The 14,133-nt window shown below is 69.9% G+C and carries 9 protein-coding genes; 2 read left to right on the plus strand and 7 right to left on the minus strand.

The genetic code is table 11. From position 1 onward, the window contains the following. Window positions 1-132: 132 nt before the first annotated feature. The gene (locus tag E1182_RS01090; RefSeq protein ID WP_132260710.1) at window positions 133-2,829 is read right to left on the minus strand and encodes an RICIN domain-containing protein; all 2,697 of its coding nucleotides are present in this window, start codon (window positions 2,827-2,829) and stop codon (window positions 133-135) included. 798 nt (window positions 2,830-3,627) lie between these two features. Here E1182_RS01090 and E1182_RS01095 point away from each other — a divergent pair. Beyond that, window positions 3,628-5,148 carry a non-reducing end alpha-L-arabinofuranosidase family hydrolase gene (locus tag E1182_RS01095; protein ID WP_132260711.1) on the plus strand — a complete coding sequence of 507 codons (1,521 nt, stop codon included), beginning with the start codon at window positions 3,628-3,630 and terminating at the stop codon, window positions 5,146-5,148. 249 nt (window positions 5,149-5,397) lie between these two features. On the opposite strand, the gene E1182_RS01100 is transcribed toward E1182_RS01095, so the two are convergent. The 6 genes from E1182_RS01100 to E1182_RS01125 form a co-directional block, all read right to left on the minus strand. Beyond that, on the minus strand, window positions 5,398-6,255 hold the full coding sequence (locus tag E1182_RS01100) for a DUF2470 domain-containing protein (protein ID WP_132260735.1): 858 nt from the start codon (window positions 6,253-6,255) through the stop codon (window positions 5,398-5,400). Between the two features lie 158 nt (window positions 6,256-6,413). Continuing rightward, the gene (locus tag E1182_RS01105; protein WP_132260736.1) at window positions 6,414-6,710 is read right to left on the minus strand and encodes a DUF1540 domain-containing protein; all 297 of its coding nucleotides are present in this window, start codon (window positions 6,708-6,710) and stop codon (window positions 6,414-6,416) included. Window positions 6,711-7,022: 312 nt separating this feature from the next. Then, window positions 7,023-8,168, minus strand: coding sequence for an alanine racemase (locus E1182_RS01110; protein ID WP_132260712.1), 1,146 nt, complete (start codon window positions 8,166-8,168; stop codon window positions 7,023-7,025). After that, window positions 8,165-9,763 (minus strand): IucA/IucC family siderophore biosynthesis protein, encoded by a 1,599-nt coding sequence (locus tag E1182_RS01115; RefSeq protein WP_243705954.1) that lies wholly within the window; start codon window positions 9,761-9,763, stop codon window positions 8,165-8,167. The genes E1182_RS01110 and E1182_RS01115 overlap by 4 nt, the downstream gene beginning before the upstream one ends. Then, a complete protein-coding gene (locus E1182_RS01120; RefSeq protein WP_132260713.1) occupies window positions 9,760-11,385 on the minus strand; it encodes an IucA/IucC family protein in 1,626 nt (541 codons plus the stop codon). The genes E1182_RS01115 and E1182_RS01120 overlap by 4 nt, the downstream gene beginning before the upstream one ends. Beyond that, a complete protein-coding gene (locus tag E1182_RS01125; protein ID WP_132260714.1) occupies window positions 11,382-12,551 on the minus strand; it encodes an acetyl-CoA carboxylase biotin carboxylase subunit family protein in 1,170 nt (389 codons plus the stop codon). Before E1182_RS01125 ends, E1182_RS01120 begins: the two co-directional genes overlap by 4 nt. Before the next feature lie 232 nt (window positions 12,552-12,783). On the opposite strand from E1182_RS01125, the gene E1182_RS01130 reads away from it, so the two are divergent. Continuing rightward, complete coding sequence (locus E1182_RS01130) at window positions 12,784-14,130, plus strand: salicylate synthase (protein WP_207921205.1); 1,347 nt, start codon at window positions 12,784-12,786, stop codon at window positions 14,128-14,130. Window positions 14,131-14,133 lie beyond the last annotated feature (3 nt).

Here is a 14,133-nt window from a genome sequence, read left to right on the forward strand (position 1 = left end):
GGACTCTCGGGGCCCAGCAGGGATAACACATTTCTCAGCGGAACCACAAAGGCCGGCCCTCCATGGCAGGCGTGCCATGGAGGGCCGGTGGCAGGGCCGCCCGGGTCGGGTCGGGTGCCGGGGTGGGGTTGGTCAGGTGCGAAGGCTCCATCGCTGGTTCGCGCCACCGTTGCACGACCAAAGGATGATCTTGGTGCCGTTGGCGCTGGCGGCACCGTTCGCATCCAGGCACAGTCCGGACTGGGCGTTGGTGATGGTGCCGTTGGCGTTGACGTTCCACTGCTGGTTGAGTCCGCCGTGGCAGTCCCAGATGATGACCGTGGTGCCGTTGGTCGTGCCTCCGCCGTTCGCGTCCAGGCACTTGTTGCCGAACACGGTCAGCTGCCGGCTGGCGGTGTGGGTCCACCGCTGATTCGTGCCGCCGGAGCAGTCCCACAACTGCACCTGGGTGCCGTTGGTGGTGCTGGAACTGGGCACGTCGACGCACCGGCCGGACTGACCGCCCACGATCTGGCCGTTCTGCTGACTCCCGCCGCTCTGCTGCCTGACGATCGACCTGGACTCGGGTGACCGACTGCCTTGGGCGTCGAGGACGTAGAGCCGGTACTCGCCCGGCGTCGTCGGAACAGCTATCGACGTGGCGGTGCCGTCCGCCCTGGTCATCGTCGGACCGGGGACGAAGGTGGTGGTACCGGAGGGGGCCAGCCAGATCGTCCTGGTCTGGTCGCCGGTGCTGCGGACCGGAATCGATGACGTCCCGCTGCTGACGAACGTGCTGGCCGGTAGCACGTGGTCCGGCAAGGAAAGATTGCTCTGCGGGATGATGTCCTGATATGCGCTTTCAAGTCCCGAGTTCACGGCGATGCCATATGCCGCCGCCGGCCAGACATAGTCGGAGGAGACGAGAATATCCTGGACGGTGCTGTTCGGCAGATTCTTGTTGGAGACCTTGTTGATCGGGCCGTAGGTTTGCGTGATGTTCAGGTCGTGCTTGCGTCCGAAGTCGTCGGAGTTGATGAGCCACGTGACATTCTTGTCCACGCTCAGGACGTTGTCGCGGAAGGTGATGTACGCCGAACCCTCGTCCGGGTGCAGCCCGTACTTGTGGCCGGCCGGGACGCCTTGGAGATAGTTGTTGTGGATGGTGGTCCCAGGCTGGCTGCCCAGCGTGTATATGGGAGCGGTGTCGCTGAGCCGCTGCACCGTGTCGATGATGTGGTTGTAGCTGATGTTGTTGTTCTTCGCCGTCGTGGTCGGCCGGTTGGGCGCGATCGAGCCGGATGACCCGTCGAAGTTCCACCACCCCCATCCGAGCGTTATGCCCGACCACGGAGTCTTCTCGATCCTGTTGCGCTGAATCGTGAGGGTGTCGGCGAAGTACGCCGAGATGGGACTGTGCCCGTTGAACAGTACGGCACTGTCATAGATGTAGTTGTTCTTGATCTCGATATTCTTGGGCAGTCCCTCGACCTGAGGGGAGTACTTTTCGCGATTGGTCGACGTGTGGTCGCCGATATAGACGTGTTGGGGGTGACCCACGGTGACAGCAGACCCGGCAATGTCGTTGGTGTGGTTGCCGATCAACTGCGTGTTCTGCACATCGTTGACCATGTTGATCCCGTCGGCACCGGTGTGCTGGATCCGGTTGCGCTGCAGGATCAGGCCGTCGGCGTTCTGGATCTGGATCATGCCGGGAGTGACGTCGACGTTGCGATAGTAGTAGACGTGGAAGTTTCCCTTGGCGTATGCCTGGGCGCCCAGGTTGCCCTGCTGGGCTTGCTTGAACGCGGAGCCGGCCACATTGAACAGGTTCCAGTCGGAGTGCTGTACCGTGAGCCCAGAGAGCGTGATGTTACGGGCGTGGACGCTGGTCGAGGTCCCTGCGACCCGCAGCACGGTGGACACGTTGTTCGGCGCGAAGACCGACGCGGTCGTCATGTTCTCCGAGCTGGCCTTGTAGTAGTACAGCGTGCGGCTGGTCTTGTCGAAGTAGAACTCGCCCGGCGCGTCTAGGAACTCGTAGGCGTTCATGACCTTGTGGCTGCCGCCGATCTGGGCGTTGCCGTTGAACGCGCCCTGGGCGATGGCCGCGCCGGGCTGCTGGAACAGCGCAACCCGGTTGGCGCCGTCGGCTGTCGTGGTCACCTGGCGGACTCCCACGATGGCCGTGGTCCAGGTGGTCGCCGTTTCGATCTCGATATCGTCGTGGTTGCGGGCGATGGCGGGAAAGTCGGACAGGCTGTATCTGGCGCCGTCGCACTGTGAGCCCGATTCCCAGGCCCATGCGGCTTGCCCGGCCGTGATGTTGTACGTCCCGTGGCATCCCGCCGAGTTGATCGTCTTCGAGGCCATGTACGCCCGCTTGTCGTTGACATAGAGCGTACGCAGCTTGTTGGCGCGGTCGAGCGGCGCTTTCCAGATGTTACCGCTGTGCTGGGTCCACCCGGTCACCTGGACACCGGCATCCAGGACCGGGGTCTCGTTCGGGTAGGCGGAATATATGACCCGGTGACCGTTGGTGCCGGAGTCGCTCGGCCCGAACTCGATCGTGTTGCTCACCGGATAGCTTCCGCCACGGAGATAGACGTAGATGTCGCCGGTCATGTTCGCGTTTATCGTGCGAACGGCGTCCCGCGCGCGCTGTACGGTTCTGAATGGTGACGTGATCGTTCCAGTGTTGGTGTCGTTGCCGTCGGGGGCGACATAGTAGGTTGCCTGGGTCGCGGCCGAGGCCGGCATTTGATCTGTCACCACGGCTGTCGACGCGGCGGCGGCGAACACCGCGACTGCCAGCAGCGACCTGCCAATGATGGAAACGGCTGACTTCACGTACTGTTCCTTTCAGGTCCGGATGCTGAGCCGCGAGGACGTGGGCCATCATGGGCCCGGAGGAACTGCCGACCGCGATCCGGGCCGGGGCCAGGTTGTCCCGATTCCTGCCGCACCCGCGATCTCGAGCGCCGCGACCGCCGTGGCCGGCCACCGTGTCACTGCCTCATGACTGCTCACTCTCGACGTGGAGATGATGAGATCGGCTGCTCCCAGCGCTGCGACCGCAATGTACGTGGAACATAGGTCGTGTGATGTATGATGTCAACAAGCTTCAATGTCTTGTGGTTAGGGGTGTCGGCGCCAGGAGCGGGTCGAAATGCTGGCGCGGGTCCGCCTGCTGTCGTCGGTGATCTCGACAGGGGCTGGGCCAACTGTCCGCGGGCGCGATCGAGCGCCGATGGCTGTGCGCCCGCGCCGCCACGGAGTCGGCCGCGGCGGCGGTCGCTGGCGCCGGCGGAAGGGTTGCGACGTGGTACCGGATCGGTCGGGGCTGACGAGGTCGAGCCTGGGCGGGGCTCGGCGGGTTTCGACGAACTTTCCGAAACATTGCCGAAACATCTTGACGCGGTTCGTTGTTGTCGTTCACAGTCCATCGCATGGTGCGGTGAGTCACACCACCCAGTGGCAACGTGTCGCCACGTCCCTACACCCTTCTGCCTCGGGCCACGAGGGAGAGAGTGCTCTGTTAGCGCTAACAGCCAGTGATGTCGATGCCTGGGCCGCTGCTCGTACACGGGGCGCACCGACGTGGCGCGCTTCATGTCGGCGGTTCAGATGATCGAAAGGAGAGATGCTATGCCGGTTGGGTCTGCGCGCACCGCGAGGTGGCGTCGGTGGCGGTCGGGGTTGGCCGCCTCGGTTGCCGCGCTCGTCGTCGGCAGCGCGCTCGTCACGGTTTCCGCGACGTCGGCGTCGGCGGCCACGGTGGACACCAACGCGTGGTACGTGCTGGTGAATCGAAACAGTGGCAAGGCATTGGACGTGTACAACCTGTCCACCAGCGACGGTGCGCGGATCACGCAGTGGTCGCGCAACAACGGGAACCAACAGCAGTGGCAGTTCGTGGACTCCGGCGGTGGTTACTACCGGATCAAGTCCCGTCACTCCGGCAAGGTCCTGGACGTCTCCGGCCGCTCCACCGCCAACGGCGCCGGCATCGTCCAGTGGGCCGACGTGAACGGAACCAACCAGCAGTGGCGACTGGCCGACTCCGACGGCGGCTACGTCCGGTTCATCAGCCGCCACAGCAACAAGGCCATCGACGTCGCCGGTGCCTCCACGGCGGACGGCGCCAACATTCAGCAGTACGACGACTGGAACGGCACCAACCAGCAGTGGCAGCTTGTTCGCGTGGACGGCGGAACGCCCCCCACCACGCCGCCGCCGACGACGCCGCCGCCCGGTACGTGCAACCTTCCGTCGTCATACCGCTGGAGCTCGACCGGCCCGCTGGCGCAACCGCGGTCGGGGTGGGTTTCGCTCAAGGACTTCACCCACGCCCCATACAACGGCCGGCAGCTGGTCTACGCGACGACGCACGACCACGGAACGAGCTGGGGCTCGATGAACTTCGGCCTCTTCACGAACTGGTCCGACATGGCCTCGGCCAGCCAGAACCAGATGCCGTTCTCCGCTGTCGCGCCTTCGCTGTTCTACTTCGCCCCGAAGAACATCTGGGTGCTCGCCTACCAGTGGGGTGGCCCAGCCTTCTCCTACCGGACCTCGACCGATCCCACCAACGTGAATTCGTGGTCGCCGCACCAGACGCTCTTCACCGGGAGCATCTCCGGCTCCGACACCGGCCCGATCGACCAGGCGCTGATCGGTGACGACACGAACATGTACCTCTTCTTCGCCGGCGACAACGGCAAGATCTACCGGGCCAGCATGCCCATCGGCAACTTCCCGGGCAGCTTCGGCTCCAACTACACGACGATCATGAGCGACACGAAGGCGAACCTGTTCGAAGCGGTTCAGGTCTACAAGCTCCAGGGCCAGAACCGGTACCTCATGATCGTCGAGGCGATGGGCGCACGGGGTCGCTACTTCCGCTCGTTCACGGCCACCAGCCTGGGCGGTACGTGGACCCCGCAGGCCGCGACCGAGAGCAACCCCTTCGCCGGCAAGGCCAACAGCGGCGCCACCTGGACCAACGACATCAGCCACGGCGAACTGATCCGCACCAACGCCGATCAGACCATGACCGTCGATCCCTGCAACCTGCAGTTGCTCTACCAGGGTCGTTCGCCCAGCTCCGATGGCACTGACTACGGCCGCCTGCCCTACCGGCCGGGTCTGCTGACCCTGCAACGCTAACGGCTCGGTCCCCAACAGGATCACGTGGGACTGGAACGGGCGGGCTCGGTGCACGCCGAGCCCGCCCGTTCACACAGAGAGCCCAGCTGATCCCGACTCCTGAGGATCGTGCGGGGACCCGGCTGATCACGGAAACAGCCCTTGGTCGGTTTTCCTCTCCGGGAAGACCAACCAAGGGCTGTTCTGGTGACGATGCACGGCCATGGTTCGGCTGTGTCGTCGGGACGCGGACGGGTTCTGGCGGGAGATCTACGGTTGCGCTGTGCTCTCGGTCGCGGAACCGACGGACGTGCCCTGTTGGACCGCGGCGAGCAGCGTGCGCAGGCCCTCGGCCAGGTCGGCGCTTTTCGTGATCCGACGGGCGAACGGCAGTCGGACGTCGGTGTGCCGGTCCGTTGTCTCGGCGCGCAGCACGATGCCGTCGGCGTCGACAGCGACCGGTACGACCCGGGCGGACATGGTCGTCAACGCCGGAACGAGCAGCGTGGCGAGCTGGCCGAGAACATCGCCATGCTGCTGCGTGAGGTGTCGCAGGTGTTCGGCCTCATCGGCGGCGAACGGGTCGGGCCGTGCGCTGCGATAGGCGCTGATGCTCACCGTGGTCTCGCCGCTGTCGCGGTCCAGGCCGACCTCGACCGGTTCGAGCGCCCACAGCGCGACGGGCGGCAGGTCGAGCAGGGACATGATGCTGTCGCCGTCGCACGAGTCCAGAACCGCCGGGTCGAGCCGGCGTACCGTGCCCAGCATCCGCACTCTGGCCCGCACCCGGGACCGTACGGCGACCGGGACGAGCTGCGTGACGTCGAGGCGTACCGCGCCTGGTCGACCGCGCGTGGCGACCAGCAGGCCGCCGGTCTGGGTCATCGCGTCAACCGCGAGAACCACCGTGCCGTCGGGCAGGACGGCGTGCGAGTCGATGAGGTCGACGGTGGCGTCGCCGAGCCGGAGCCGCAGCGACGGCGTGGCGGAGAGGACTGAGCGTGCCATCGCGGCGTCGGCATCAGTCAGCGTGGCGTGCGCGCCCGCCACTGACGGCTCCGCTGTCGCGGCGGCATCAGTGGCGGGCAGGGCCAGTTCCGCTGGTCGCCTGGCTGGGTGCAACGCCATGTCAGTCCCCTCGGCCACGAAGTGACGGTGTGATCGGCCTAGGGTTATGACGTTAGTAGGTAAGGCTTACCTTTGCCAAGGCGATGTCGTGCAAGCCCTGGCTGGTGCCACCACGTCCGCTAGCCGGCGAACGGGCGGATCGTGCGCTTCGAAGCCCGTCAGGCGGGCTGGTAGGTGAGGCAGTCGCTGGCGGTGGCACCGGGCCCGACGGTGATGGACGTGGCGGTGCAGGCGAGGTTGGTGTTGTGGACACACTCCGAACGCGCGCAGGCGCCCACGGCGCCGGTGATCTCCGCGATCCCACCCTGAAGCGGAGACTCGACGAATGTCGCGCAGGACGCGGCATCACCCGTCGACGCCACGGTGATCGCCGGAGCGTGGCAGCCGTTGGCGTTGAAACTGCACGCAGTGGCGGCGCATTCACGCACCGGGGGTGTCTGCAGCAGAGTTTTCACGGTGCCTCCATGTTGTTTCGGGATCGCGGGCAGAGGAATGCGTCGGCCCGCGTACTCGTATGTCAGTCCGTAGTTGCCGCGCACGTGGAAGGTGAAACCACGGACGCGTGTCTTTCGGATCGGACTGTAGCAGCGCAACGCCGCTCACAGAAGGTTGGCCGCCATTCCCGCCACGTGTCGGCGATGAATAAAGCTAGCCCTTCTTTTGGTAAGGCAAGGCTGGCTTTATCAGCATCAGGGCGGCCGGCTGCCCCCGATTCAGCGGGGAATACATTACTGCGGCGATTCGGCCCGGAGTCGCCATGTTCAGGGTCACGACCGGGACGGTCGAGCCGCCCAGCCGGCGGCCATCCGCTCCGGATCACCGGTACGGAACTCCGGCGGGTCGTGCAGCAGGAAATCGCGGTGGCTGATGTTCCAGGCGTACGCGCCGGCCATGGCGAAGAGCAACACGTCGCCCACACCGATCGGTCCCACCGTGCTCGACCGGGACAGGACGTCCTTGGGGGTGCACAGCTGCCCGACCACGGTGACCGGCCCGCCGTCGGTGCGAAGGCCCCCGCCGTATCGCCGCCGGTGCACCGTGAACGGCTGCGGGTGCCCCTTGGCCGCCGGTGTGCGCAGGTGGTGCGTGCCGCCCGCCACCACCACGAACCATTCGCCGTGCGAGCGCTTCACGTCGATGACCTCGGTCAGGTACGCCCCGCAGTAGGCGGTGACCGACCGCCCCGGCTCGACGCGCAGCCGCAGCCCCGGGTACGCGTCGAGGACGTCCGCCAGCGCCCGGCCGTAGCCCACCCAGTCGAACCGCGCGGCCGGGTCGGCGTAGTCGACGGCCATGCCGCCGCCCACGTCGACCTCCCCGGCGCCGACCTCGGCGACCGACCAGCGGACCACGGCGGCGGCGACCGCGCCGGCGAGCGCGGCGTCCAGCCCGCTGGCCAGGTGGGCGTGTACGCCCCGCACCTCGACGCCGGCGGGTGGGTGGCGGACGCATTCCAGCGCGTCGGTCGGGTCCATGCCGAACGGACTGGGCCGCCCGCCCATGATCAGGCTCGCCCCGGGGGCCTCCACCGGGAGGTTCACCCGGAGCAGCACCCGGGCCGGCGTGCCGGCCGCGACGGCCAGTGCGCCGAGGCGTCGCAGCTCGGCCGGCGACTCGACGTGGATGCGGTCCACCCCGGCGGTGAGGGCGGCGGCGAGGTCCTCGTCGGTCTTACCCGGGCCGGCGTACGCGGCCGGGGCCCGTCCGGGCAGCACCTCGGCCATCCGGCGCAGTTCGCCGCGACTGGCGGTCTCGAACCCGTTGACGATCGGGGCGAGGGTCCGCAGCACGCCCGGGTCCGGGTTCGCCTTGACGGCGTACAGCAGTTCGACCTGCCGGGGCAACGCCGCCCGGATGGCGCGGGCATGCGTGGCCAGGCCGTCGAGGTCGTGCACGTAGACCGGCCGGCTCACCGCGGCGCTCCGATCGGGTTCGGCACCGGCACGAACGGCGCGGCGCGGTCGGCGTCGCGTCGCCACCGCACCAGGAGGTTGGCCTTGGCCACCAACGGTTCGCCGCGCAGCAGCGCGTGCAGTTCCGGAGGGTCGTCGAGGTCGGCGGCGACCGCCGCGAGGACCGCGCCGAGCTCCCGCCACAGCTGGGGCTCGATGCCGGGCCGCGCGTCGGCGAGCGCGCCGCAGATGCCGGCCAGGTGGTTGACGAACAGGCAGTAGATGATCCGGCGGCGGGCGTCCCGGGGCCCGTACCCGGCCTGTGACGGGACGCCCGGTGGCCAGGTGGCCCACCGGCTGGTGTCGAGCTTCGCCCCTTCCAGGTCCCGCAGCAGTAGTCGCACCGGGCGGCGCTCGGAGTCGAGCACCACGACCACGTTCTGCAGGTGCGCCTCGTACACGACGCCATGACGCAGCCAGCTGTGCAGCACCGCCGGCACGAGCAATCCGACGTACGACCGCCACCAGGCCACCGGATCCACCGCCGCCAGGGGTGCGGCGGCGAGCGCCGCCGCGAGCAGCGGCGTCTCTCCCGGGCCCAGGTGCGGGCGCAGGCCGGTGCGCAGGATCGTGCCGTACGCCTCGTCCGCGCCCGGGGCGTCGACCGTGCGGTAGGCGGGCTCGGTGAGCAGTGCGACGCCGGCCGGCATCGGCACCCGGGAGAGCAGATCGGTCAGGGCGACCGCGCCGGTGAGTTCGTACCGGGCGTTCTTGCGCAGGCAGTTGGTGATCCGCACGTGCAGGCTGGTCTTGAGGAACAGATCGGCCTCGGGGGCGTAGAGGGTGCGCACGCTCGCCGTGGGGCGCACCGGGACGCCGGCCGGGCCCAGCCGACGCAGCCGGGGATGCGTGGGCGGGACAAGCGCCAACTGCCAGGGATGCACGGGCAGCACCCGGTGCGCGGCCGGCGGACGCGGGGGATCGAGGGCCGCCACCAACGGATCGAACGGCCCCGCGCCCGCGACCAGGTCGTCCGGGACCGCGAGCCAGTGCAGCCGGAACGCGCGGCGCAGCTCCGGCGCGTACGCCCGCCAGCTGTCCGCGTCGCCGCTACGCCACTTCGGGGCAGGGTGGTGCGGATGGCCGAAGAGCAACGACTGTTCGGAAGCCACGTACGCGTCGATGGCCAGATCCCCGGTGGGGGTGGGATCCCGCTCCGGCCGTTCGGCCAGCAGCCGGGTCACCGCGTCCCGGCTGGCCCGCACCTGCCCGGCGAACTCGTCGTTCGTCCGGCCGGTGCGGGCGGTGAGTTCCGCGGCGACCAGCTCGGCCAGCCGGGGAGCGTCCAGATCCGTCCACCGGTCGCCGTCGAGCCGCAGCTGCACCGGGCCGGCGTAGCGGTGTGCGCCGACCGGTGAGATCCGCGCGACGGCGCAGCGCAGCGCCACGTCGAGGTGCCGTAGTCGGAGCACCGCCGCACCCCCACCCACGGTCACGTCGCCGTCGGGCAGGGCGATCTCGCGTACCAGGCAGCCGAAGAGAGCGTGCGCGGCGGCCAGGTCGGCGTGCCGGTCGGCGTCGAGGCGTTGCCGAGGTCGCGACAGCGTGTCCGTCAAGGTGTCTCCCGCAGATAGTTCGGGCCGGTACGCCGGTAGTACTTGTTGACGTCGGCGCAGCCGAGCCGCTGCTTCGGCAGCAGGGTGCCGGCGGTGAGCATCGCCTTGACCGGTAGTCGGGCGGCGCGCAGGACCCGCTCGGTGAAGAACCACGCCGTGGGCCCGTCGCCCCAGCGGTCACGAGCCGCGGCCAACCTCGGTGCCAGCGCGGCGGCCGGCGACGGTAGGCGTACCCCCCGGGCGGTGAGGGCGAGCAGCGGCGCCGCCGCGGCCAGGTGCAGGGTGATGGTGATGAACACGTCGGCCAGCTCCTGCGGATCGCGTGCCCACATCCGGTCGTCCCGCAGCGGGACCCCACCGGGTGCGCGATGGCGCGGGTCCAGCCGCGCACCGTCGTTGTCCTTGTAGAGCAGGCCGACCGTCCCGTCCGGATGCACCAGCAGGTGGATGTTCTGCGGGTGGGCCTCGAGGGCCACCCCGTACCGCAGCCACAGGCAGACGTGCCAGTCGAGCAGCAGGTCGAGGTAGGACTCCACCAGCTCCGCGGGGTGCGCGGCGATCCGTTCCAACACGGTGCCCGCCACCGGGTCGGACGCGGCGAGGGCCGCGACCGGCACCACCTGGACCCCGGCCAGGTCGCGTGGGAAGCGGCGGATCAGGAAGCTGAGCCGGTCGTCGTCGCCGGCGTGCCCGTAGACGCTCTCGTCGGCGTGCCGGATCCGGCCGGCGAAGGCCGGTTCCGCGCTCGCGATCCGGTCGAGCAGCCCGGCGACCGCCGCGCCGTCGGCGAGGGTGTCGGGATGCAGGGCCCGCCGGTTCCGCGCGCCGAGGGTCGCGGTCGGCAGCGGCAGTTTCAGATGGGTGTACGGGTCGTGTGCGAGCGCCACCGTCCGCATGGACAGGGTGGGCCGTACGGTGAACGCCGGCTGGTCGGTGATTGGCAGCCCGTGGCGCTGCGCGGTGAGTGGATGCACCGGCATCAGGAACCGGTCGGTCCGGGGCGCCCGCGGCCACCAGTCGGGAAGGTCACCGGTGAGCCGTACCGCCTCGGTGCGGGCGGCGTACCAGCGCAGGGCGAAGCGGGGCGCGTGCTCGGGGGAGTACCGGCGCAGGTCGTCGTCGTCGAGTCCGTGCCGGCACCGGTCGGTGGGATAGACCGGATGGCCGGCGTACGCGGCGAGCACGTCGTCGAGCAGTGCTGCCGGCATGCCGGTGCGGGCGGTCGTGCGTTCGGCCACGACCTCGGCGAGCACCCGCCGCCGGGCCGCCACGGCGAGCCGGCGGGCCAGCAGGTCGGCCTGGCACTCGGTGGTGAAGGCCTGCCAGCCGGCCTCGGCCTCCGGGTCGTCCTGCGGAGCGAGCACCGCCAGCAGACCCTCCACGGTGGTGACGTCGCGGGCGTCTCCGTCGTGGGCGACGACGTGCAGCACGGGTGCGGCGCTGCGCAGGGCCTGCTGGAAGCCGTCCGTACGGACCGGGATCCGCAGCAGCCCGGCTCGGTGCGGCGCCGCCCACCAGCCGAGGCCGTCGGGCCGGCCGCGGCTGAGCAGGCCGAGGTGGTCCTCGCGCAGCAGGGCGTCGAGCACCCGGCCGAACACCTCCCGCTCGCTGTCGTCGATCATCCGACGATTGTCCATCGCAGGCCGCGTCGGAAGACGGCCAGCGCGGCCCGAACGGTGTCCCGGTCGGGGCCGACGGCGTGCAGCGCCGCGAGGTAGTCGCGGTTGGTGCCGCTCCGGTCGGCGACCCTGCCCACCGCGCGCATCGGCCGGCAGGCCAGTCGGACGCCGTCCTGGACGGTGTCCAGCCGGCCGGGAGCCGCGACGAGCCGGCCGGACCGGTCGGCGCAGACGTACTCGACGCGGGCGTGCCGGGCGACGGTCGACGGGGCGGGCAGGTCGAGAGCGGTCAGCGGCTCACCGAGGTGCAGCCGGATGACGTGCTCGAACAGCGGCACACCGAGCAGGTCGGCGAGGATCAGGTCCATCCGGTCGCCGATCAGGCGGTAGTTCACCTCGATCAGCCGCACCCGGCCGTCCTGCACGACGTACTCGGTGTGGCAGGCGCCGAAGCGCACGCCGAGCGCGTCGAGCCGCGCCCGGAGCGCGAGGTCGTCCCGCTCGGGCGGGGGTGACCAGTCGAGGCTGGTCTCGGTGAACGTCGGTGGCGGGCCGAGGCCGGTGTGCCACCCGCCGAGGACGGCGAGGCCGGCCGCGTCGCCGAGGGTGTCGTAGGTGCGTAGTTCGCCGGCGAGGTACTCCTCGACCACCAGCGCGACTTCGGGCCGGCGGCGGCGGATCTCGGTGATCCGGGCGGCCAGGTCACCGGGGTCGGTCACCAGGTAGGCGTCCTCGCTGGCAACGCCGTCGCGGGGCTTGACCACGGCGGGAAACATCCCGTCCGGCACCGCGGGCGCCGTACCGGGGTTCACGGCGACGGTGCGGACCAGGTCGAGCCCGGCGACGGCGACGGCCCGGCGGGCCGCGGCCTTGTCCTTGCAGAGCCGGGCGGCGTCGGGGTCCTTGCCCGGCAGGCCGAGCCGGCGGGCGGCGATCGCGGTCGCTTCCTGGAGGTGGTCGCTGTTGGACAACAACGCCGCCGGCCGGGCCGCCGCCGTGACGACGGCCGAGGCGTCGCGGACGGCGCATCCGGCGACCGGTGTCCCGGCGGGCCACTGCTCCGGCCGGTCGGTCAGCACCGTGACCGGCAGTCCGAGCGAGGCCGCCGCCGGTAGGAATCCTTCCAGGACGGCGTCGGTGGGGTTGAGCGCGGTGAGGTACAGCCGCATCCCGCCTCCGTCGACTGGTTGATCATTCTGGTTGCCCACCCTAGTCGGGCATGCCGGCGCGTCCCGACGGCGCGGTTGCTGCCGGGTGTGCGTCGACTGTAGGGCGCAGTGGCCCACCTGTCGCTACCGATGACTATAAGGGTAGCCTCACCTAAGAAGTGCCGTTTGATGTGCGCACGAGTCGCGGTGCCCGGCGTCGGCAGGGGGCCGCCTGTCGGAGGAGGCCACCCGGGTGGAACGTCGTGGATTGTTGGAAGACGACCGGAAGCTCGTCAGTCGTTACTACTCCGGTCGGTTGACCGGCGCCGCCGACCCGCTCCGGCTGGCCACCGAGCTGGCCAGGGCGATGCCCGGCCCGTATGTCCTCTACGAGAACAGCGGCACGTGGTCGGTGGCGTCAGGATCGGCGTACGAGCTGGTGCTGTACGCCGACGAGCTGCACGTCCGGGACGCCGACGGCTGGTCGACCAGCCCGTCCGGCCCAGAACCGCTGCAGGCCGTGGCGGACGCGCTCGCCCGCTGCCCGGTCGAGGGCGCGCGGGCGTACGGCTGGGCCGGATTCGGCCTCAGCCACCTGCTGCACGGCGATCCCGCGGCGGCCCGTGGACCGTTGCTGCATCTGGTGGTCCCGACCCGCGAGGTGCGGATCTCCGCCGACGCCGTCGACGTCCGGGCGGTCGACACCGCGGACCTGCTGCCGCTCACCTCCCAGGTGGCCGCCGCAGCGGCGGTCGTCACCGCCGCCGGGACACCGCTGTCCTCACCGGACCCCGACCACGACGCCGAGTTCTACCGCACCGCGGTGTCCCGTGCCGTCGCGGAGATTCGGGCCCGGCGGTACCAGAAGGTGATCCTGTCCCGTCTCGTACCGGTCGACGGCGACGTCGACCTGTACGCCACCTACGAGGCGGGACGTCGGGCCAACACCCCGGCCCGGTCGTACCTGCTGGACCTCGGCGGCGTGCGGTGCGCCGGCTTCAGCCCCGAGACGGTCGTCGAGGTGACGGCCAACGGCCGGGTGTCCACCCAGCCGTTGGCCGGTACCCGGGCCCGGCACGGCGACCCGATGCTCGACGGTGCGCTCCGCACCGACCTGCAGGCCGACGCGAAGGAGATCTTCGAGCACGCCATCAGCGTGAAACTCGCCTTCGACGAGCTGACCGCCCTCGCGGTGCCCGGCAGCGTGCAGGTCGACGACTTCATGGACGTCAAGGAACGCGGCAGCGTGCAGCACCTCGCGTCGCGGGTCAGCGCCACCCTGAGCGGCGGACGCAACGCCTGGCACGCGCTCGCCGTCCTGTTCCCGGCGATCACCGCGTCCGGGGTGCCGAAGGCCGCCGCGTGCGAGGCCATCGACCGCCTCGAGAACGCGCCGCGTGGCCTGTACAGCGGGGCCGTGCTCACCGTCGACGCGGACGGCTCGATGGACGCGGCACTGGTGCTGCGGTCGATCTTCCAGCAGGAGGGCCGGACCTGGCTGCGCGCGGGCGCCGGCATCGTCGGACAGTCCACCCCGGAGCGTGAGCTGGAGGAGACCGCCGAGAAGCTGCGCAGCATCAGCCGCTACCTGCACCGCTGATCC

The sequence above is a fragment of the Micromonospora sp. KC721 genome (genome assembly GCF_004348355.1).
In the GTDB taxonomy this organism is placed as follows: Bacteria; Actinomycetota; Actinomycetes; order Mycobacteriales; family Micromonosporaceae; genus Micromonospora.